The organism is Paragemmobacter kunshanensis, assembly GCF_011059185.1.
Classification (GTDB): domain Bacteria; phylum Pseudomonadota; class Alphaproteobacteria; order Rhodobacterales; family Rhodobacteraceae; genus Paragemmobacter; species Paragemmobacter kunshanensis.
The window spans coordinates 91,761-112,655 of record NZ_JAALFE010000002.1 but is presented as its reverse complement, the minus strand read 5'-3'; the positions used below and the strand labels follow the sequence as shown (position 1 = coordinate 112,655).

Here is a 20,895-nt window from a genome sequence, read left to right as displayed (position 1 = left end):
GTCATTGCTGCCCTTCCAGCCCGGCGCGGGCATCGGCCATGGTCCTGATGGCGTTCAGAAGATGGGGGGTGCCGCAGACCCAGTCGGCATCGCGGACATGCGCCTGTGCCGCGCCGTCGCGCAACTGGCGCAGCGCGGGATGGGACAGGATTTCCTCGGACCGCGACGCGCCGGGATAGGGGGTGGAGGTGACGACGACCTGCGGTTCAGCCATGACGAGACGTTCCAGCGGAAGGATGCCGCCGCCGGTCAGCCCCGCCTCTGCCCCGACATTGCGAAAGCCGGTCAGCGAAAGGATCTGGTCCGACAGGGTGCCGGAACCGGCGGTATAGCCATTGGGATAATACATCGCGGCCGTCGCAGCCGGGCCGTCATGCCCGATGGAGGCGAGGGAGGTTTCAAATTCGCGGGCCATCGCCTCGCCCCGTTCGGGACGCCCGAGCGCCGCGCCGATCTGGCGCATGTGATCGGCGACATCTTCCAGCCGGTCGGCGGGGGGCAACTGGACCACCTCGATCCCCAGCCCCCGCAGCAGATCGACCGATGCCCGCGCGGTATAGGTGCCTGCCAGAACCAGATCAGGATGCATGAGAAATATCTGCTCTGCCCCGCCCCGGTTGACGGGATAGGCCTGCGCCTCTTCCACCATCGCCGAGGACAGCGGATCCAGCGCGAGGTTGCTGACGGAAATCAGCTGCCCGGGATCGGCCAGCAGCATGGCCAGCTGATCGGTGCAGAGGTTCATCGACACCACCCTTTCGGGCGGCGCCGCAACCGCCGCCCCGGCCCAAAGGGCAAGGGCGGCGATCAGGCAAGGTTCAGAATTTCGCGGAAATGCCGACATAGATCGCCCGACCGGAGGTGCCGTAATCTGCAATCTCCTGGTAGTCTTCATCAAAGAGATTGTCGACGCGCAGGGAAAGTTCCGCCGTATCGGAAAGCGCATAGCCGATCTTGGCATCCACCACCGTGAAATCGGGCATCGGCCGCGACGGGAAACCGTCAGCCGGGCGGTCTGCGACATGGCGGATGGCAAGGCTGCCGGTGACGCGATCGGCCAGTTCGCCATCCAGTGACAGGGTCAGCAGATGCCGGGGAACGCGCGCGATCCTTGCCCCGCTGGGCTGGCGTGCATCGGTATAGCTGTAGGCAAGGCCAAGTTCGGCAGTGCCGAAGACAGGCAGGCGGGTTTCAAGCTCGATCCCCTTGCGCTTCGATATGCCGGCCACGTTGATGTAGCTGGCCCCGAAGCCGATCTCGTTTTCGGTATCCAGCTTGAAGAGCGTGGCCGAAACCGACGCGCCGCCCGCCCATTCGTAATCGACGCCGATCTCATAGCTGTTGCTGCGTTCCGGGGTCAGGTTGGGGTTGGCGGCGATGCCGAAGCGGGTATCGCCGAATTGTTCGTAAAGCGAGGGCGCACGGAAGCCGCGCGCGACGGCGCCGCGCAGGGTAAGGCCCTCGGCCGCCTGCCAGGCCGCCGCGATGCGGCCGCTGGTGAAGCTGCCATAGCGGGAATTCTCGTCGAAGCGCAGGGTTGCAGAGACGTCGATATCGCCGGTGGGGGACCAGATCCCTTGGGCAAATACCCCGTTCACCTGGGTATCCTGCCCGCCGGGCTGGGCAGAGGTGCGGACGGAATCGCGTGTTGCATCAGCCCCATAGACCAGGGTGAAGGCCGAGGAGATCTCGGTCGTGCCCTGATAGCTGATCGCCTGCCGGTCGCCGTAGAAGAACCCGCCGGAACCGAGCGGTTCGACAAGATCGCGATCCACGGAATAGCCCGAAAGGCGCAGTTCGTGCTGCGTGGCACCCAGATCCCAGGTGGCGAAGGCGGAAAGGCTGCGCTCTGATCCATCGGTGACATTCGCGGCATCGGCCCCGAAATCATCGTAATCGGCGCTGGATTCGGCGACAAAGCCGTTCAGGCCGACGGTAAGGACGTCATTGACCTTGTAGCTGGTGGAGAAGCTGAGCCGCTGGCTGGAGAGGCCGTCATCTTCCAGCCCGGGGGTGCGGGGAAGGGTGTCGTAGGCGGAGAAGCCTTCGCTTTCATAGACCGAAACGGTCAGCGCGGCGGACCAGCGATCATCGGAATAGCCAAGGCTGTAAGAGCCTTCGACCGTGCCGTAGCTGCCCGCCTCGACCGCCAGGGATTGCGTGAAGCCGGGGGCTTCGGGGCGTTTGGTGGTGATGTTCACCACCCCGGCAATGGCCGAGCCGCCATAGAGCGCGGATTGCGAGCCGCGCAGCACTTCGATGCGCGAAATGTCAGATGTGCGGAGCGTCGCGAAATCGAATTCCGTAGCGATTCCCGTAGGATCATCGACGCGGACGCCGTCGATATAGACCGCCGTATAGCGCGGGGTCGCGCCCCGGATGCGGAGTTTCGCCTGCGTTCCGGCCGGCCCCTGACGGGTGACCTGGACCCCGGGAATGCGCGACAGGATCGTGGCGACCGACTGATCCCCCGCGCGGTCAAGTGCGGCTTCGTCGATGACGGTGACGGTGCTGCCGGTGCGGTTCAGGGCAAGGGCGGTGCGGTTGGGGCTGACCACGATGTCATCGAGGATTATCTCTTCGTTGTCAGTGGTTTGCGCGAAGGCGGGCAGCGCTGCGAGCAGCGCGACGAGGGAGATCGAAAGGCGTTTCATGGCCTATCTTCCTTTCCGGCGGGCCTGACGGCCCGGACAATGATCTGTCTTGGGAAAGGATTGCGCACCCCTTCCGCCGACGGTGAGGGTGTCACCACAAGCGGAAGGCCCGCCACCCGACGCGCGCCCCGCGCACCGGAAAGGTGATCTCCCTGGCAGGTCTCCTGGCTTGCGGGTCTGCGATCGGGCGGCCTTCCCGGAATGATTCCAGTGGCTTAGTCGCCGTCTCTCGCCGCTTACAGTTGCGGGGGCAGCCGCGGATTCGCACCGCGTTCCCTTTTCATCCGACATCGCTGCCGGAACCTAAGGCCCCCCCTGCATAGTGCGATGGCGCGGGGTGTCAATTGACGATTTTCCGCCCGTGTCGCGGTTTTGTGACGGGGTGTCGCTTTGGAAGGGGGTGGGAGGGGGAAAGGGGCGCGCGCTGGGTTAATTCCCTGCGAAAACGGGCCGGGGTGGCCCGGGGGCCGGTGCAGATGGCCAGTGCAGACGGCCAGTGCAGACGGCGGTATGCACGCCAAGAACGGCAATTTCACCTTCGCTTCAGGATTAACCATCCCGCCGAATCGGCCCGGATCGCGCCGGATCGTCCCGGCACGGCGGAAACCGACCGTGAGGTGGCGGGCTTGGGCATGACCGTCGGCGCGGCGCGGGTCCAGCATGGGGGCGGACGGACGGGAAGGGAGAAGGCGGCGATGATCGGAGATCTGGGGGCGCGGGATGCGACGGCCTTGGCAGAGCTTGTCGCGGCGGGGGAGGTGACGCCCACCGAACTGCTGGACGCGGCGCTGGCGGCGGTGGAGGCGCGCAATCCTGTGATCAATGCGGTCGTCCTGATGCAGGAGGATGTGGCGCGGCGGGCCATTGCATCGGGCCTGCCGCAGGGGCCGTTCCGGGGGGTGCCGTTCCTGTTGAAGGATCTGGGCTGCGAGGCGGTGGATTTCCCGTCGCATAACGGATCGCGGCTGCTGGCCGATACGCGATACGACCGGGATTCGGCGATCTATGCGCGCATCCGGGCGACGGGGGTGGTGACCTTCGGGCGGACGACCAGCCCGGAAGGCGGCATCGGGGCGGCGACGGAGGCGGCCGTCTATGGCGGGCCGACGCGGAACCCGTGGAACACGGATCACACCTCGGGCGGGTCGTCGGGCGGGGCTGGGGCTGCGGTGGCGGCGGGGATCGTGGCCTTTGCCCATGGGTCGGACGGGGGCGGATCGGTGCGCATCCCGGCCTCAAGCTGCGGGTTGTTCGGGTTCAAGCCGACGCGGGCGCGGCTGCCGGACGGGCCTTATGTGGGCGAGGGCTGGGCGGGCATGGCGATCGACGGCTTCCTGACGCGATCCGTGCGGGATACGGCGGTGATGCTGGATGCCTGCGCGGGGGCGGACCCTGGCGCGCCATACGTGGCCCCTGCCCTGCTGCGCAGCCATGCCGATGCGATCAGCCGCCCGCCAAGGCGGCTGCGCGTGATGATCTGCGACACGACCTTTACGGGCGCGCCGATCCACCCGGAGGTGCGGGCGGCGGTGCATCAGGCGGGGCGGATGCTGGAATCCTTGGGGCATCATGTGGAACCGGGGCGGCCGCAGGCGGATGTGCCCATGATGATGCGGGCCTGGACGGATATCGTGGGCGTGGGCACCGCACTTGGCGTGCGGCGGGCGCTGAAGGGGCGCGCGATGGCGGATCTGGTCGAGGGCGTCTCGCGGGGCGCGGTGGCCCATGCCGAGGGGCTGCATCCGACGCGCTATCTGGAAGCGGTGGGGGAAATCCATGCCTTTGGCCGCCAGATGGCGGTAGTGTTCGAGAATGGGCCGGACATCATCCTGTCGGCCTGTCTGGCGGAACCGCCCGCCAGGGTGGGGCGGTTCTCGCATGAGACCGAGGATTACCTGGGTTATCGCATCGGACCCGGCGGCATCTTCGAATATTCGCCCTTCTGCGCGGTGTTCAACGCCAGCGGCCAGCCTGCGGCGAGCCTCCCCCTCGGCTGGTCGGCGGAGGATCTGCCCATCGGCGTGCATCTGGCGGCGCGGTTCGGGGCGGATGAGGAACTGATCGCGCTTTGTGCAGAACTGGAGCGGGCGGCCCCCTGGGCCGCGATCCGCGCCCCGATGGCGGGCGCTGCGCGGCGATAATGCTTGCCAAGCGGGGATTCGGACGATCAGATATGATCAAAAGAAGATAACAACGGGGAGCGCCGCAGAGTGACCGAAGCCGTCACCATCGAGGCCCGGAATGCCGTGAAGGCCTTCGGACAGGGCGACCATGTGGTGCGGGCGCTGGATGACGTGTCGATCCAGATCCGCAAGGGGGAATTCTTCACGCTGCTTGGCCCTTCGGGCTGTGGCAAGACCACGCTTCTGCGGCTGATCGCGGGGTTCGAGATGCCGACATCGGGCACCATCCTGCTGGATGGGGCCGATATCACGGAATTGCCGCCAAACAAGCGGCCGGTGAATACGGTGTTCCAGAGCTATGCCCTGTTTCCGCATCTGACCGTGGCCGAGAATGTGGGCTTCGGGCTGACGATGCAGGGGCGGCCCAGGGCGGAAGTCACGGCCCGCGTGGCCGAGATGCTGGCGCTGGTGAAGCTGGAGGCGATGGCGGGGCGGAAGGTTTCGCAACTGTCGGGTGGGCAACAGCAGCGCGTGGCGCTGGCGCGCGCGCTGGCGCCGCAGCCGAAGGTTCTGTTGCTGGACGAACCGCTGAGCGCCCTGGACCTGAAGCTGCGCAAGGAGATGCAGGTCGAGCTGAAGCGGTTGCAGACGGAGACGGGCATCACCTTCATCTTCGTGACGCATGATCAGGAAGAGGCGCTGACCATGTCCGACCGGATCGGCGTGATGAGCGCGGGCAAGCTGCAGCAGGTGGGCAGCCCAAAGGACATCTACACCCGGCCGGTGAACCGCTTTGTGGCCAGTTTCATCGGCGAGACGAATTTCCTGCCCGCCACGGTGGTGCCCGGCGGGGTGCGGCTTGCCACGGGTGATGTCGTCGAGGTGGCTGCGCAGGCCAGGGGCGATGTCACGCTGACGGTGCGGCCGGAACAGGTGCGGATCGTGGGCGCCGGAGAGGCCGGGGCGATTGCCGCGACGGTGAAATTCCTTGTCTATTTCGGGACGGATACGCATTGCCATCTGGCGCTGGCCGACGGGACGGAAGTTGTCGCGCGGGTGCAATCGCCCGCCAGCGGCGAGGCGGGGATCGAGGCGGGATCGGCGGTCGGCCTGCGCTTTGCGTCGGGCGCGGCGCAGGTTCTGGAGGATTGAGGATGGCAAGCCGGGCCGAGGAACGGATGCAGCGGCAATCGGCACGGAATGGCTGGCTGCTGTCGCTGCCGGCGCTGGGGCTGTTGCTGATCGCGGCGCTGGGGCCGCTTCTGATCATCTTCGTCTATTCCGTGCTGACGCCGGGTCAATATGGCAATGTCGTCTGGGAATTCAGCTGGGACGGCTGGGTGTCGATCCTGTTCACGCGCGACATATTCGACGGCACGCTGGGGCTGGCGGATGCGCATCTGACGATCTTCTGGCGGTCGGTCTCGCTGTCCTTGATGACGACGCTGGCGACGTTCGCGCTGGGCTTTCCGACGGCCTGGTTCATCGCGACACGCCCCCCCCGGCAGCGGGGGCTGTGGCTGTTCCTGATCACGATCCCGTTCTGGACGAACCTGCTGATCCGCACCTTCGCGATCAATGAGGTGATCCGGCAGGAGGGGGTGCTGAATACCTTCCTGCTCTGGACCGGGGTGATCGAGCGGCCGCTGTCGATCATCTATACCGATACGGCCGTGCTGATCGGGATGGCCTATGTCTATCTGCCGCTGATGGTGCTGCCCTTGTTCGCGGCGATCGACCGGTTTGACATGCGGCTCTTGGAGGCGGGCTATGATCTTTACGCCAGCCGCTGGCAGGTGCTGCGGCGGGTGATCCTGCCCATCGTGAAGCCCGGCATCGTGGCGGGGTCGATTCTGGTCTTTGTCCCCTCGCTGGGCGCCTATGTGACGCCGCGCGTGCTGGGGGGCGGCAAGAACATGATGATCGGGAATTTCATCGAATTGCAGTTCCTGGCCGGGCGCAACTGGCCCTTGGGCGCGGCGCTTTCGGTGACGCTGCTGCTGATCGTGACGGCGGCGCTTCTGATCTATGTCCGGGCGGCGAACCGGGGGAGCAATCCGCATGGCTGAGCGGCGGTTCGAGATCGGGCGCATTCCGGGCTTTGCCACCGTGGCGGTGGCGACCTTCGTCATGCTCTACCTGCCGATTGCGACGCTGGTGGCCTTTTCCTTCAACGAGGGCAACAGCATCGCCGTCTGGGAGGGGCTGTCGCTGCACTGGTATCGCGAGGCATGGGACAATCAGGCGGTGAAGGATGCGACCGCGCGGTCGCTGATCATCGCGGTCTGCGCGGCGGTGATTTCGACTACGGTCGCCACCATGGCGGCGCTGGGCACGACGCGGCGGGCAAAGTTCCGGGGCGAGACCTTCATCTATGTGGCGATCAACCAGCCGCTGATGGTGCCCGAGATCGTGACGGCGGTGGCGCTGATGATCTTCTTCGGGATGATCAAGGTGGCGACGGGCTATCAGGGGCTGGGCTATCTGATCCTGGCGCATTCGGCCTTCTGCATCCCCTTTGCCTATCTGCCGATCCGCGCCCGGCTGGAGGGCATGGATCTGAGCCTGGAGGCCGCCGCATCGGATCTTTATGCCACGCCCTGGAAGACCTTTCGCCATGTCACCCTGCCCCTTCTGGGGCCGGGCATCCTTGCCGGCGCGATGCTGGCCTTTGTCATTTCGCTGGATGATGTCATCATCACCGAATTCGTGAAATCGGGCGGGCAGGACACGCTGCCCACCTACATGCTGGGCCAGTTGCGCCGCACCATGACGCCCGAAGTGAATGCCATCTCGACCGCGCTGCTGGCGCTGACGGTGATGCTGCTGACGGCCTTCTTCCTGCTGACGCGGAAGCGGGACTGACGACGACAAGAAGAAACAACCTCAACATGGGAGCGACTGCGATGAAACGACTGATCTCTGCAACTGCGCTGCTGATGGCCACCAGCGCCATCGCGCAGGCGGAAGGGCAACTGAACCTTTACAACTGGGGCAATTACACGAGCCCCGAACTGCTGGAGAAGTTCAAGGCCGAGACCGGGATCACCGTGACGGTGACCGACTATGACAGCAACGACACCGCGCTGGCCAAGGTCGAGGCGGGCGGGCATGGATTTGACCTGGTGGTGCCGTCGGCGAACTATGTGCCGATCTGGGTGGAGAAGGGGCTGATCGTCGAACTGGACGCATCGAAACTGCCCAACAAGGCCAATATCGCCCCGGAATGGGCGGATGTGAGCTGGGATCCGGGCCGGACGCATACCGTGCCGTGGCAATGGGGTTCGACCGGGGTTGCCGTGGATACCACGATCTATACCGGCGACATCAATACCAGCGCCGTCTTCCTGGAGGTTCCGGCGGAACTGAAGGGCAAGATCAATGTGGTGCCCGAGATGAACGACATCGTGGCCATGGCCACCATGTATGCGGGTGGCGAGCCCTGCTCGGAAGACCCGGAGGTTCTGAAGAAGGCGCGCGACCTGCTGGTGGCGGCCAAGCCCGACTGGATCAGCATGGATTACGGCGCGACGGAGCGTCTGTCGAATGGCGACTGGGCGGCGAGCGTGAACTGGAACGGATCGTCGATGCGCGTGCGCGTGGCCAATCCGAAGGTGGCCTATGGCTATCCCAAGGAAGGCTATCCGCTGTTCATGGATTCGGTCGCGCTGCTCGCGGATGCGCAGAATGTGGAAGAGGCCTACAAGTTCCTCGACTTCATCATGGTGCCGGAGAATGCGGCGATGATTTCGGCCTTTGCGCGCTATGCGAACGGGATTTCGGGGTCGGAGGCCTTCATGCCGGAAGACATGAAGACCGCGCCGGAAGTGGTGATCCCGGAAGAGCACAAGGCGGCGGGTGTCTTCCTGCCGACCTGCACGGGCAAGGCGCAGGAATACATCACCGCGATCTGGACCGAGTTGCAGAAGTGATCTTGCGGAGTGCTGCGGGCCGGGTGGCCCGCAGCACGTTCCTTTTGGGTCACGGGCGCGGGCCTTCGCCCGCGCCCGTTCCAGTTGGGGTTCCACCCCAAACCCAGGGGTATTTGGAGCCAAGATGAAGATGGATGATCTGTGTGAGCTTTCCGCGACGGCGCTGTCGCGGCTGATCGCGGCGCGCGAGGTGAAGCCGTCGGAGGTGATGGAGGCGACGCTGGCGCGGGTGGCCGCCGTCAACGGGGCGGTGAATGCGATCGTGTCGATGCCGGACGGGGACGCGCTGATGGATCAGGCGCGGGCGGCGGATGGGGCGGCGCCAGCCGGATGGCTGCATGGGATACCCATGGCGGTGAAGGATCTGGTGGCGGTCCGGGGCATGCGAACCACATGGGGGTCGCCGATCTTTGCCGACCATGTGCCGGTGGCGGATGACCTGCTGGCGGCGCGGATGCGCGCGGCGGGGGCGATCTTCATCGGCAAGACGAACACGCCGGAATGGGGGCATGGGAGCCATTCCTTCAACCCGGTGCATGGGGTGACGCGGAACCCCTATGACCTGACGCGCACGGCGGGGGGATCGTCGGGCGGGGCGGCGGCGGCGCTGGCGGCCCGGATGGTTTCGGTGGCGGATGGGTCGGACATGATGGGGTCGCTGCGGAACCCTGCGGCCTTTTGCAATGTCTATGGGTTTCGCCCGAGTTACGGGTTGGTGCCTGCCGATGCGGTGGGGGATACCTTCCTCGCCACGATGGCGACGGAAGGCCCCATGGCGCGGACGGTAGAGGATGTGGCGCGGCTGCTGGAGGTGCAGGCGGGGGTGAACCCGGAGGTGCCCTTCGGGCGGGCGGCGGAGCCTTTTGCGGACCTTCTGGCCATCGAGATGCGGGGCAGGCGCATCGGCTGGCTGGGCGACTGGGGCGGGGCCTATGGCTGCGAGCCGGGGATATCGGACCTGTGCGAAGGGGCCTTGCGGGTGTTCGAGGGGATGGGGGCGGTGGTGGAGCCTGTACCGCCGCCCTTCCCTGCGGAAAAGCTGTGGCAGGCATGGACCACGATCCGGGCCATGCTGAATGCAGGCGACAAGCAGGCGATGGCGGCGGACCCGGCGAAGCGGGCGCTGATGAAGCCGGAAAGCCTGTGGGAGATCGAGCAGGGGTCGAAGGTCACGGCGGCGGAGTTCCATGCGGCAAGCGTGATCCGGTCGCGGTGGTATGCGCGGGTGGCGAAGCTTTTCGCGCAATATGACGCGCTGGTGATGCCTTCGGCGCAGGTCTGGCCCTTTCCGGTGGAATGGCGCTGGCCGGAGCGGATCGGGGAGCGGGTGATGGATACCTATCACCGCTGGATGGAGGTGGTGATCCCGGTGAGCCTTGCGGGGTTGCCGTCGCTGAACGTGCCGGTGGGGTTCGGGGCGCAGGGGCTGCCGATGGGGATGCAGGTTTTCGGGCCGCATGGGGCGGATGCGCGGGTGCTGGCGATGGGACAGCAGTACCATCTGGCGACGGATTGGCCGGGGAAGCGGCGACCCGACCTATAGGTCGTAGCGGGCGAGTTCGCTGTAGCGGCTGCCCTGTTTGGTCTGGTGGCTTTGGTAGAGGATGAAGTGGTCCACCACCCATTCCGGGGTGGTGAAGGTGCTGCCTGCGGCGATGGCGCGTTCGAGGCGGAAGGTTTCTTCCGGGGGTGGCGGGGGGAAGCGGCCCAGTGTGACATGGGGGGTGAAGCGGCGGCTTTCGGTGGCGATGCCCGCGCTGCGGGCGGCGTGTTCGAGTTTGGCCTGCAGGCGGTTCAAGGTTTCGGAGGGGGCGGTGCCTGCCCATGCGGCGCGGGGTTTGGGTCCGCCGAAGAGGCCCAGGGATTTCAGCGACAAGGGGAAAGGCTGGACGCGGATTTCGGTGAAGAGGTCATGGGCGGCCTGAAGCACGGGCTCGGGCTGTTCGCCAAGGAAGACGAGGGTGAGGTGGAAGGTTTCGGGATCGGTCTTCTTCGGGAGGGGCAGCAGGAATTGCTGCACGCGGAGGGCGGAGAGGACGGGGTCTGGCAGGGGAAGGGCGAGGAAGGCGCGGATCATCTTGCGGCCAGATGGGCGAGGCGGGTGGTGATTTCCGGGCGGAGGGGGCCTTCGCGCGGGGGGTCGAGGAGGGTGGTGAGCATCTGGGGCTCTGGCGTCGGGCGGGTGCCGCCGCCCCATGTGAGGGCGCGGAGGACGGCTCTGGCATCGTCGGGCAGGCGGTCGGGGATGTCCAGACCCGCGAGCGTGGCCCAGAGCGCCGTCCAGCAGCGGCCGACGGACCACGGGTTATAGCCGCCGCCGCCCAACAGCATGAGGCGGGGGGCGAGCGGGCGGATTTCGGCAAGCGCCTCGACATAGGCGCGGTTGGAGAGGGCGAGGCGGGAGAGCGGGTCTTCGAGCAGGCTGTCAGCGCCGCATTGCAGGACGATGGCCTGCGGGGCATGGGCGGCGAGGCGGGGGAGGATGAGCTGGTGGAGGACGGCGCGCGCCTCGGTGTCGTTATAGCCGCGCGGGACGGGGAGGTTGAAGGCGTTGCCTCCGGCGTCGTCGGTGAGGTGGCCGGTGAAGGGCCAGCGGTTTTCCTCATGCACGGAGATCATCAGGATGTCGGGGTTGCCCGCGAAGGCGGGTTCCACGCCGTCGGGGTGGTGGGCGTCGAGATCGACATAGGCGAGGCGGGAGAGCCCCGCATGGCGCAGCGCCATGAGCGCGAGGACGGGGTCGTTGAGGTAGCAAAAGCCGTTGGCGCGGTCGGGCAGGCCGTGATGTGTGCCACCACCGGGGACATGGATCGCGCCCGCGCCATGGGACGCCAGGAGTTCGGCGGCCAGCATCACGCCCCCTGCCCCGGTGGCGGGGCGGCGGAACATCTCGGGGAACACGGGATTGGAGGTCGTGCCGAGATGGTGGCGGCGGCGGGTGTCGTCATCCACGTCGCCCGCCTCTTCGGCCCGTTGGAGGGCCGCGATATAGGCGGGTGTGTGATAGGCTGTCAGCGCCGCCGGTTTCGCGCGGGGGCTGGTGCGGTAGCGGGCGGGGGGCAGCCAGCCCAGCGCGGCAGAGAGGTCCATCACGGTGGAGACGCGGGGCACGCGCAGCGGGTGATGCGGCCCGTAGGAGGAGCCGCGATAGATGCCGGAGCCGAGGAAGAGCGGCCCCGGAAGCGGGGCGGTCACGGCAGCAGCGCCTCGATCTTGCGGGTGATCGGCTGGGCGGTGGGGCGCATCACGCTGCCCCAGGTCGCCACGACGTCGCCTTCGCCATCCAGAAGCACCTTGTTGAAGTTCCAGCCCGGGGCGAAGCCTTCGGTATCCAGCAGCCATTTGTAGAAGGGATGCGCCTGATCGCCCATGACGCGGGTGATATCGGTCATCGGGATGGTCAGGTCGAAGTTGACCGCACAGAATTCCTTGACCTGTTCGCCCGAGGCAAGCTCCTGGCGGAAATCGTCCGAGGGGACGGCCAGCACGACGAGGCCACGGTCGGCATATTCCTCGTGCAGGGTCTGGAGATCGTCGAACTGGGGCGCGAAGCCGCAGAGCGAGGCGGTGTTGACCACCAGAACGGGGCGACCGCGGAAATCGTCAAGGTCGATTGTGCCGCCGTCGATGGAGGGGAAGCTGAAGCCCGCGAAGGCCGCCGCGGGCAGCAGGGCCAAAAGAAGCGAGGGACCGAGGGGCAGCAGGCGCATGGGCGTGATCCGGCAGGGATGTCTGACCCGAGAGATAAGCCAATGGTCGGGCAGGTCAATCGCGACTTGGGTCGGAAGGCGCGGGGTCGAAAGGCGCGGGGTCGGAAGGAGCGGGGTCGGAAGGAGCGGGGTCGGAAGGCGCGGGTTGCCCGAGATGTGCCATCCGGGCCTGAAAGTCGTTCAAATCTTTGCGGATCACGTCGTTCAGGTGGAAATCGGGCGGTTCTGGTGCCATATACTGGGGATGAGCAGCAAGACCCGAACAGAAAATCCGGACAGCATGGATCGGCGGGACAGGACGAGATGAAGCGGACGCAATCTGACCAGTTCCTTCGCCCCGAAGGCGAAGGGCCACGCAGCCAGTATGGCGCGCTGTGCTGGCGCATGCATCGCGGGCGGGTGGAGGTTCTTCTGATCACCAGCCGCGATACAGGGCGCTGGGTGATCCCGAAGGGGTGGCCCATCGAAGGCAAGAACCCGGCGCAATCGGCGGCCCAGGAAGCCTGGGAAGAAGCGGGTGTCCGCGGGGCCGGCCGGGACGAGGCGCTTGGGCTTTATGCCTATGACAAGACGCGCAAGACCAAGGATGCGCTGCCCTGTGTGGTGGCCGTCTATCCGCTGCGGGTCGAGGCGCTGGCCGCGCAGTTTCCCGAACGCAGCGAAAGGCGGCGGCGCTGGTTCAGCGCGGAACGGGCGGCCCGTCTGGTGGCCGAACCGGAACTGCGCATGATCCTGAGCGGGCTTGCGGGCGACCCCTCGCCCCTGACGGAGCAGGCATGAGGGTGCCCGGGCGTGAGGGAATGGTTGCATCGGGCCCTGTTCCGGGCTTCAATCGCGCCTTGCCTGTGCCGGGTCGGGATATGGGCCGCCCCCTGTCGGCCGGATCGGGCAAGGCATCGTGAAGGGCCAGTGAAACCGCGGTAGACAGAGATGATCCGCTTCCATCTGAAATGCGCTGAAGATCATTCCTTTGAAAGCTGGTTCCAGTCCGGCGCCGCCTTTGCGGCATTGCAGGCGGCGGGCCATGTGATCTGCCCGGAATGCGGGTCTTCGAGGGTGGAGAAGGCCCTGATGACCCCGGCGCTGCGGCCCGGCAGCCGTGCCGAGGCCGCCCCGGCCCGGCCCGACCTGCGCGATCCGGCCACGGCGCGCGAGGCCACGCTGGCCGAATTGAAGCGGCAGATCGAGGCGAATTCCGAATATGTCGGCATGAACTTTGCCGCCGAGGCGCGGCGGATCCATTCGGGCGATGCGCCGGAACGATCCATCTATGGCGAAACCCGTCTGGATGATGCGCGCAAGTTGATCGAAGAGGGCGTGCCGGTGGCCCCCCTGCCCTTTCTGCCTGCCCGCAAGGCGCATTGAACGATCAGGCGCCGCCGGGCCTGCGATCCGGCGCATTTGCCTTGAACCGGTAACCATTTTCCAAGCTTGCGCGCCGTTTCCGCCCCAATTCGGCCTTGTTTGAAGCCGAGTCTCGGCCCAGTTCGATTGTGAATGGTGATCGGTATGGCGAGTGCGGACAGGACCATGGGGCAGCGCATCGACAGGGCGCTGGATCTGGCGGTAGAGGTCTTTCAGACAACGGAACTGGCCTGCTTTGTCCGCGGCACGCGGATCGAGACGGCGACGGGTTTCGTCGCGGTCGAGGATCTGCGCGACGGGATGCTGATCGAAACCATGGATCATGGCCTGCAGCCGGTGCGGCGCGTGCTGTCGAAGACGGTGGCGGCGCAGGAGGCGCTGGCACCGATCCGGATCGAGCGCGGGGTTCTGGGCAATATCCGCCCGCTGCTTGTTTCGCCGCATCACCGGATGGTGCTGTCGGGCTGGCGCGCGGAACTGATGACGGGCGAGACCGAGGTTCTGGCCGCGGCGCGCGATCTGGTGGGCCGGGGACAGGTGACGATCGAACCGCGGGACAGCGTGGAATATTTCCACCTGCTGTTCGACCGGCACGAGATCATCTTCGCCGAAGGCGCGGCGACGGAAAGCTATCATCCCTTTGCCGACGGGCTTACGGTGCTGGCCCCCGAAACGATGGCCGAACTGGCCGCGATCTTTCCCGACCTTGGCCCTGCCTTCTGGGAGGACACGCTGCTGGGCGGCACGGCCCGGCCCTGCGTGGATCGGGCCGAGGCGGCGCTGCTGATGGCCGAGTGATCAGATCTGCTTTTCGGGCATCTGGACGCGCAGGCCATCCAGCGCGTCGGTGACCTTGATCTGGCAGGTCAGGCGCGAGCGGACGGGATCGGGGTTCCAGGCGAAATCGAGCATGTCCTCTTCCATGCTGTCCTTCCTGGGCAGGCGATCGACCCAGGCGGGATCGACATAGACATGGCAGGTGGAACAGGCGCAGGCGCCGCCGCAATCGGCCTCGATCCCCGGGATGCCGTTGTCGCGGGCACCTTCCATCACGGTCAGGCCGGGGGCGACCTCGACCACATGTTCCTTGCCGCCATGTTCCACATAGGTGATCTTCGCCATTCTAGCCCTGCCTTGTCGGTGAACGCATTCCCTGCGCGTGACATAGGCCATTCCCTGCGGATTTGCCAGTGCCCGAGGCGACGGGGCGGCTTGTCATTTGCGACAGACGTTCTATCTTTGTTCCCATGTCGCGCCCCGCAGACCCCCAGGAGAATGCCGCCCCCTGATGCCGCCGCATGAGACGCCCCGCGTGACGCCGCATGGTGCCCTGCCCCCTGCCCGCCCGATCGGCGACTGGCTGGCCCCCACGGCCCGGCCCGGCGCATGGCCGCGCCCGCCCGCGGCGCTGGTGGCCGCGCGGCTGGACGAACCGCCCGCCGGTGCGCGCGTCTGCGTGGCGGGGCTGGTGCTGGTGCGGCAGCGGCCGGGCACGGCGAAGGGGGTGATCTTCGTGACGCTGGAGGATGAGACGGGCAGTTGCAATGTGGTGGTCTGGGCGAAGGTCTATGAACGGTTCCGCCGGGCGGTGATCGCGGGGCGGATGCTGCGGGTGACGGGGCGGGTGCAGCGCGATGCGGGGGTGGTGCATGTGGTGGCCGAGGTGATCGAGGATCTGTCGGCGATGCTGGACCGGCTGCTGCATCCGGATTTCCGCCATGACGGCACGCGGGCGGGCGATCAGCCCTGACGGCAGGGTTCCGGTGGCGCGGCTTTGCCGCTATGCTGTGCGCCGGTGATCCGGGCGAACCGGGCGGGCGGGAAGAGCAGATGCGAAACAAGACCCTTGCGATGGGCGTGATTGCCGCCGTGCTGGCGGCCTGCCAGGGCAGCCTGCCGGCCCCCGCGACGCGCAGCGACCTTGGGTCCGAGATCGTGCGCCTGAACCGGCCCGGCCCGCCGACCCGGCCCGAAGGGGCCTGCTGGGAAAGCGATGTCACCCCCGCGGTGATCGAGACGGTGACGGAACAGGTGGTGGTGACGCCGGAAACCCGCAACGAGACGGGCCGCCTGCTGCAACCCGCCACCTATCGCACCGATACAAGGACGCGCATCCTGAACGACCGCGAGGAGATCTGGTTCCGCGCGCCCTGCCCGGCGGATTACACCGTGGATTTCGTCGCCTCGCTGCAGCGCGCCTTGAAGGCGCGGGGCTATTACACGGCGGCGCTGACCGGGCAGCTGGACAGCGCCACGCGTGATGCGGTGCGCCGGTATCAGACGGATCGCGGGCTGGACAGCCCCCGCCTTTCGCTGGCGGCAGCGCGGGAACTGGGCCTGTTGCCCACCGCGCTGGACGAATTGTGAGCGGCTGGGCTGGCCGCGCCCGGGCGCGGATGGCGGAAATCTGGGGCGCGGCTGCGGATGGGGCCGCGGATGGCGCGCATGATCTGGGGCATCTGGACCGGGTCTGGGCCTCTTGCCGGATGATTGCCATGGACGAGCCGGGGGCGGATGGCGATGTGCTGGCGGCGGCGGCCTATTTCCATGATGCGGTGAACCTGCCCAAGGACAGCCCCGAGCGGGCGCGCGCCTCGATCCTGTCGGCGGATCTGGCGGTCAGGGAACTGGCGGCGATGGGGTTCGATGCAGGCAGGCTGGCGTCGGTGCATCACGCCATCGCCGCGCACAGCTTTTCCGCCGGGATCGCGCCGGAAACAGCCGAGGCGCGCATCCTGCAGGATGCCGACCGGCTGGAGGCGCTGGGGGCCATCGGGCTGGCGCGGATGTTCCTGATCGCGGGGCAGATGGGCGGGGCGCTGTTCGATGCCGCCGATCCCATGGCGATGGACAGGCCGCTGGATGACAGGCGCTTTGCGCTGGATCATCTGGAGGTGAAGCTGTTCCACCTGCCCGGGCGGATGCAGACGGCGACAGGCCGCGCCATCGCCGCCGAGCGGGCGGAATGGATGGAAAGCTTTCGCAGCCGCCTTCTGCGCGAGATCGCATAGCAGAAGGGGCGGCAGATGCCGCCCCTTGCCCGATTGCCCTTGCGGCATGGCGTCACTGTTCGGCGGGGGCAGCCTCGTCGACCGACAGCGCGACAAAGCGCGGATCGCCCGCACGGCGCACCAGAAGCAGAAGCGACTTGCGCCCGGCATCGCGCGCCTCGGTCACGCGGTCTTCGAGATCCTGCAGCCGGATGACGGGCTGCTGCCCGGCTTCGGTGATCACGTCGCCTTCGCGCAGGCCCTTGCTATAGGCCTCGGAGGCCGCGTCGACCGCCGTCACGGCAAGGCCCTTGGCATCCGCAGGCAGCCCCAGTTCAGCCGCGCTTTCCGCGGTGAGCGGGGAGAGCGTCAGGCCGAGCAGTTCCAGATTGGCCGGATCCTGCTGCGGATCGGCGGCGGCGGGGACGACTTCGGTCGCCTCGGCCTCTTCGCGGCGGCCAAGGGTGACGGAAAGCGAGGTGGTCGCCCCGTCGCGCAGCACGATCACCGGCACGGCAGCACCGACCGGGCTGTCGGCCACCTGACGCGTCAGGTCGCGGACATCGGCAATGGCCTTGCCGTCGAAGGTGGTGATTACGTCACCGGCCAGCATGCCGGCATCCTTGGCCGGGCCATCGGGCACATCGGTGATCAGCGCGCCCGCGGCTTCGGCCAGGCCCATCGCCTCGGCCACGTCGGGGGTGACGTCCTGGATGCGCACGCCCAGCCAGCCGCGGCGGGTTTCGCCGAATTCGCGGAGCTGGTCGACGACCTTGGTCACCACATTGGAGGCCATGGAGAAGCCGATGCCGATGGAGCCGCCATTGGGCGAGAGGATCGCGGTGTTCACGCCGATGACCTGCCCGTCCATGTTGAAGAGCGGGCCGCCGGAGTTGCCGCGGTTGATGGCGGCGTCGGTCTGGATGTAATCGTCATAGGTGCCCGAAAGCGCGCGACCCCGGGCCGAGACGATGCCCGCCGAGACCGAGAAGCCCTGACCCAGCGGGTTGCCCATGGCCATGACCCAGTCGCCCACGCGCATCAGATCGGAATTGCCGAATTGCACGAAGGGGAGCGGTTCGTCGGAGGTGACCTTGAGCAGCGCGATGTCGGTCTTGGGATCGGTGCCGACGAGTTCGGCCTTCAGCCGGTCGCCGGAGAAGAATTCGATCTCGATCTCGTCCGCGCCTTCGATGACGTGGTTGTTTGTGACGATATAGCCGTCTTCAGAAATGACGAAGCCGGAGCCCAGCGCCTCGGACCGGCGGGGTTCCTGGGGGCCGCTGTCATTTCCGGGCGGCATGAAATCGCGGAAGAAATCCTCGAACGGGGATCCTTCCGGCACCATCGGGCCATTGCCCGTGGGGGCCGCGACCACGGCCGAGGTGGTGATGTTCACGACCGAGGGGCTGATCTGTTCGGCAAGATCGGCAAAGCTTTCGGGGGCCGACCGGGCCGCTGCGTCCAGCGCATTGCCCAGCGCCAGCGACATGCCAAGCACGAGGGCAAGGAAGAGGCGGGGAATGGGGCGCTGCGCGCCCCTGGCGCGCATGACCTGGGACTGGGTAGTGGGATGCACTCCGAACTCCTTTCGTTTCGAGGTGCCGCAAGCGCCTGAAGGGCCGCGGCACAGAGCACACTGGTGTTATCCAGTTAGGAAGGACCGAACACAATGCAAACCGGGTCGCGGCCTCTCAACAGCATGTGAACCCTTTGGGGCAATTGTTTCAACCCGGCAGGCGGAAAAAGAGCCGGTCAGGCCAGAAGGTGCCGCGCAAGCCAGATCAGGCCCGTGCCAAGCGCGACAGAGATGAGCCCGACAAGGCGGCGGCGATCGCGGCCGAGCGCGGCGAGCAGCGCCAGCACCTGTTCCAGACGCGAAGGGGCCAGCGCAAGCGCCAGCCCCTCGATCACAAGCACAAGGCCAAGGCCCAGAAGCGCCCAGGTCATTCCTGCGGGGCGGTCGCCGCGCCGGGAACATCACCGCGCCCGGAATCGGAGCGGAGATAATCGAAGAATTCGCTGTCCGGCTGCATGACGATGGAGGAATTCCCCGATTGCAGCGCCCGTTCATAGGAGGTGAGCGAGCGGGTGAAGGCGAAGAATTCCGGATCCTGACCGAAAGCTTCGGCATAGATCGCGTTGCGTTCGGCATCGGCCTCACCCCGGATGACATCGGCCTGACGGCGCGCGTCGGAGGTGAGTTCGACCACCGTCCTGTCGGCGCTGGCGCGGACGCGCTGCGCGGCCTCGCCGCCGCGGGCGATTTCATCCGCCGCCTCGCGTTCGCGTTCGGCGCGCATCCGGGCGAAGGTCGCCTCGAGGTTCTGGTCGGGCAGATCGGTGCGGGTGAGGCGCACGTCGATCACCTCGATCCCGAGATTGAGCGCCTGGCGGCGCGCGATGTCGCGGATCTGGTTCATCAGCGCGGTGCGGTCTTCCGACAGCACGCGGCTGGAGGGGACAGAGCCCAGAACCTGCTGGATCGCCGGGTTGATGATCCCTTCGAGACGGCGGAGCGCCTGCACCTCGCCCCCGGCGCCGACGGCTTCGCGGAATTCCACCAGATCGGTGATGCGCCAGCGGGCGAAGGCATCGACGACAAGGCGGCGGTCGTCGAGCATGGTAACCTCGACCGGGGTCGTGGGCAGGCCGAGGATGCGGCCGTCATAACGGACAACCTCCTGGATCAGCGGGATCTTGAAGCCGAGACCCGGATCTTCCTTGATCTGCTTGACCTGACCGAACTGCAGCACCAGCGCCTTTTCGCGTTCATCGACGATGAAGAGCGAAGACAGCGCGGCGGCCCCGACAATGGCCGCGATGGGAAGAAGGATTGCGCTTTTCATCAGTTGCTGCCCCCGGTCGATGCGGCCGCACCGGCCGTGCCGGCCGGACGGTTCAGTTCGTTCAGCGGCAGGAAGGGCACCACGCCCTGACCACCGCCTTCGCCGCTGGAGACACCGTCAAGGATGACCTTGTTCATGCCGCCGAAGACCTTTTCCATGGTTTCCAGATACATGCGGCGGCGCGTGACCTCGGGGGCCTTCACATATTCCGCATAGACGGAAAGGAAGCGGCTGGCCTCACCCTGGGCCACGTTGACGACCTGGGCGCGATAGGCCTCGGCCTCTTCGAGAAGGCGGGCGGCATCGCCGCGGGCGCCGGCGGTGACGCGGTTGGCATAGGCGTCGGCTTCTTTCTCAAGCCGGTCGCGTTCCTGCTGGGCGGCCTGCACTTCGCGGAAGGCGTCGATCACCTCGGCGGGCGGGGCGGCGCGCTGCAGGTTGACGCGGATCACGTTGATGCCCGCCATGTAGCTGTCGAGCGTGTTCTGCACGTTGGTCTGCAGGTCCGAAGCGATCACGCCCCGGTCACGGTTGAGGATGGGCGAAAGTTCCGACCGCGCGATGATGTCGCGCATGGCGGATTCCGACACCGCGCGGATCGTGTCATCGGGATCGGCGAGGTTGAAGAGGAAGGCCGCCGGGTCCGAGACGTTCCAGACGACCTGAAAGCCGATATCGACGATGTTCTGGTCGCGGGTGAGCATCAGGCCATTGCCCATGGCCCCGTCGCCGACGGCACCGATATCGGTGGTGCGTTCGCCGGTCACCGGCACGATTTCCGCCGTGATCACGGGCCAGGGCGCGAAGTTCAGGCCCGGATTGCCCACGGCGGAGAATTCGCCGAGGAAAAGCTCGACGGAGCGTTCTTCGGGACGGACGGTATAGAAGGACATGAAGGCCCAGAGGCCGACAGCCGCCAGCGCGCCCAGCATCAGCCCCTGCTTCGAGACAAGCGGCCCGTTCGGATCGCGCCCGCCGCCGCCGCCGCCGCCGTTGAAGCCGCCGCCCTTGCGGCCGCCCATCAGGACGCGCAGCTGTTCCTGGCCCTTCTTGACGATTTCGTCGATTTCCGGGATCTGCGGCCCGCTGTCGCCGGGCTTGCGGCCCCCGCGGCGATCATCGCCGCCACGCCCGCCATTCCGGTCATCATCGCCCGGGCCGCCACCGCCGCCCCAGGGACCTCCGCTTCCTGCCATTGATCGAACCCTTTTTCTTGTCTTCCGGCATAAACTGGTCATGCCCGCGTCAAATTCAAGCAGTTGCCTGCTGGCG

The 20,895-nt window shown here is 66.8% G+C and carries 22 protein-coding genes and 1 riboswitch; of the genes, 12 read left to right on the top strand and 10 right to left on the bottom strand.

Annotated elements, in window-relative coordinates; translation table 11 throughout:
- Nucleotide 1: 1 nt before the first annotated feature.
- Entirely contained in the window at nt 2-844 is an 843-nt protein-coding gene (locus G5V65_RS02930) for an ABC transporter substrate-binding protein (RefSeq protein ID WP_165046940.1), read from the bottom strand.
- Entirely contained in the window at nt 819-2,654 is a 1,836-nt protein-coding gene (locus G5V65_RS02925) for a TonB-dependent receptor plug domain-containing protein (RefSeq protein WP_165046939.1), read from the bottom strand. The genes G5V65_RS02930 and G5V65_RS02925 overlap by 26 nt, the downstream gene beginning before the upstream one ends.
- A 137-nt stretch (nt 2,655-2,791) precedes the next feature.
- Nucleotides 2,792-2,976, bottom strand: a riboswitch (cobalamin riboswitch).
- A 373-nt stretch (nt 2,977-3,349) separates the two neighbouring features.
- On the opposite strand from G5V65_RS02925, the gene G5V65_RS02920 reads away from it, so the two are divergent.
- From G5V65_RS02920 to G5V65_RS02895, 6 genes are all read left to right on the top strand, one after another.
- On the top strand, nt 3,350-4,795 hold the full coding sequence (locus tag G5V65_RS02920; protein WP_165046938.1) for an amidase: 1,446 nt from the start codon (nt 3,350-3,352) through the stop codon (nt 4,793-4,795).
- Nucleotides 4,796-4,864: 69 nt separating this feature from the next.
- Nucleotides 4,865-5,929 (top strand): polyamine ABC transporter ATP-binding protein, encoded by a 1,065-nt coding sequence (locus G5V65_RS02915; protein ID WP_165046937.1) that lies wholly within the window; start codon nt 4,865-4,867, stop codon nt 5,927-5,929.
- A gap of 2 nt (nt 5,930-5,931) precedes the next feature.
- Nucleotides 5,932-6,846, top strand: coding sequence for an ABC transporter permease (locus tag G5V65_RS02910; protein WP_165046936.1), 915 nt, complete (start codon nt 5,932-5,934; stop codon nt 6,844-6,846).
- Nucleotides 6,839-7,642 carry an ABC transporter permease gene (locus tag G5V65_RS02905; protein ID WP_165046935.1) on the top strand — a complete coding sequence of 268 codons (804 nt, stop codon included), beginning with the start codon at nt 6,839-6,841 and terminating at the stop codon, nt 7,640-7,642. The genes G5V65_RS02910 and G5V65_RS02905 overlap by 8 nt, the downstream gene beginning before the upstream one ends.
- 41 nt (nt 7,643-7,683) lie before the next feature.
- Complete coding sequence (locus G5V65_RS02900; RefSeq protein ID WP_165046934.1) at nt 7,684-8,709, top strand: ABC transporter substrate-binding protein; 1,026 nt, start codon at nt 7,684-7,686, stop codon at nt 8,707-8,709.
- Nucleotides 8,710-8,839: 130 nt separating this feature from the next.
- Complete coding sequence (locus G5V65_RS02895) at nt 8,840-10,252, top strand: amidase (RefSeq protein WP_206526648.1); 1,413 nt, start codon at nt 8,840-8,842, stop codon at nt 10,250-10,252.
- Here the strand turns inward: G5V65_RS02895 and thpR are convergent.
- Genes thpR through G5V65_RS02880 form a run of 3 tightly spaced genes read right to left on the bottom strand, consistent with a single transcriptional unit; the run spans nt 10,247 to nt 12,419 of the window.
- Nucleotides 10,247-10,786, bottom strand: a complete 540-nt coding sequence (gene thpR, locus G5V65_RS02890; protein ID WP_165046932.1) for an RNA 2',3'-cyclic phosphodiesterase — start codon at nt 10,784-10,786, stop codon at nt 10,247-10,249. The genes G5V65_RS02895 and thpR overlap by 6 nt on opposite strands.
- Complete coding sequence (locus tag G5V65_RS02885) at nt 10,783-11,904, bottom strand: acetoin utilization protein AcuC (RefSeq protein WP_165046931.1); 1,122 nt, start codon at nt 11,902-11,904, stop codon at nt 10,783-10,785. The genes thpR and G5V65_RS02885 overlap by 4 nt, the downstream gene beginning before the upstream one ends.
- Nucleotides 11,901-12,419 (bottom strand): glutathione peroxidase, encoded by a 519-nt coding sequence (locus G5V65_RS02880; protein ID WP_165046930.1) that lies wholly within the window; start codon nt 12,417-12,419, stop codon nt 11,901-11,903. The genes G5V65_RS02885 and G5V65_RS02880 overlap by 4 nt, the downstream gene beginning before the upstream one ends.
- Nucleotides 12,420-12,722: 303 nt before the next feature.
- Here G5V65_RS02880 and G5V65_RS02875 point away from each other — a divergent pair, with 303 nt between their 5' ends.
- The 3 genes from G5V65_RS02875 (at nt 12,723) to G5V65_RS02865 (ending at nt 14,582) form a co-directional block, all read left to right on the top strand.
- A complete protein-coding gene (locus G5V65_RS02875) occupies nt 12,723-13,199 on the top strand; it encodes an NUDIX hydrolase (protein ID WP_165046929.1) in 477 nt (158 codons plus the stop codon).
- A gap of 150 nt (nt 13,200-13,349) precedes the next feature.
- Entirely contained in the window at nt 13,350-13,784 is a 435-nt protein-coding gene (locus tag G5V65_RS02870) for a DUF1178 family protein (protein WP_165046928.1), read from the top strand.
- Between the two features lie 165 nt (nt 13,785-13,949).
- Entirely contained in the window at nt 13,950-14,582 is a 633-nt protein-coding gene (locus G5V65_RS02865) for a Hint domain-containing protein (RefSeq protein ID WP_165046927.1), read from the top strand.
- Here G5V65_RS02865 and G5V65_RS02860 read toward each other — a convergent pair whose 3' ends face one another.
- A complete protein-coding gene (locus tag G5V65_RS02860) occupies nt 14,583-14,906 on the bottom strand; it encodes a 2Fe-2S iron-sulfur cluster-binding protein (protein WP_165046926.1) in 324 nt (107 codons plus the stop codon).
- 166 nt (nt 14,907-15,072) lie between these two features.
- Between G5V65_RS02860 and G5V65_RS02855 the strand changes: the two genes are divergently transcribed.
- The 3 genes from G5V65_RS02855 to G5V65_RS02845 all read left to right on the top strand — a co-directional run bounded on the left by G5V65_RS02855 (nt 15,073) and on the right by G5V65_RS02845 (nt 16,795).
- On the top strand, nt 15,073-15,534 hold the full coding sequence (locus G5V65_RS02855) for an OB-fold nucleic acid binding domain-containing protein (protein ID WP_165046925.1): 462 nt from the start codon (nt 15,073-15,075) through the stop codon (nt 15,532-15,534).
- An 80-nt stretch (nt 15,535-15,614) separates the two neighbouring features.
- On the top strand, nt 15,615-16,151 hold the full coding sequence (locus G5V65_RS02850) for a peptidoglycan-binding domain-containing protein (RefSeq protein WP_165046924.1): 537 nt from the start codon (nt 15,615-15,617) through the stop codon (nt 16,149-16,151).
- Nucleotides 16,148-16,795 carry an HD domain-containing protein gene (locus G5V65_RS02845; RefSeq protein ID WP_343162811.1) on the top strand — a complete coding sequence of 216 codons (648 nt, stop codon included), beginning with the start codon at nt 16,148-16,150 and terminating at the stop codon, nt 16,793-16,795. The genes G5V65_RS02850 and G5V65_RS02845 overlap by 4 nt, the downstream gene beginning before the upstream one ends.
- A 52-nt stretch (nt 16,796-16,847) precedes the next feature.
- Here the strand turns inward: G5V65_RS02845 and G5V65_RS02840 are convergent, their stop codons facing one another.
- The 4 genes from G5V65_RS02840 to hflK all read right to left on the bottom strand — a co-directional run bounded on the left by G5V65_RS02840 (nt 16,848) and on the right by hflK (nt 20,819).
- A complete protein-coding gene (locus G5V65_RS02840) occupies nt 16,848-18,326 on the bottom strand; it encodes a DegQ family serine endoprotease (protein WP_241250426.1) in 1,479 nt (492 codons plus the stop codon).
- A 203-nt stretch (nt 18,327-18,529) separates the two neighbouring features.
- Entirely contained in the window at nt 18,530-18,724 is a 195-nt protein-coding gene (locus G5V65_RS02835) for a DUF2065 family protein (protein ID WP_165046923.1), read from the bottom strand.
- Nucleotides 18,721-19,623, bottom strand: coding sequence for a protease modulator HflC (hflC, locus tag G5V65_RS02830; protein ID WP_394352228.1), 903 nt, complete (start codon nt 19,621-19,623; stop codon nt 18,721-18,723). Before hflC ends, G5V65_RS02835 begins: the two co-directional genes overlap by 4 nt.
- Complete coding sequence (gene hflK, locus G5V65_RS02825; RefSeq protein WP_165046922.1) at nt 19,623-20,819, bottom strand: FtsH protease activity modulator HflK; 1,197 nt, start codon at nt 20,817-20,819, stop codon at nt 19,623-19,625. Before hflK ends, hflC begins: the two co-directional genes overlap by 1 nt.
- Nucleotides 20,820-20,895: the final 76 nt, after the last annotated feature.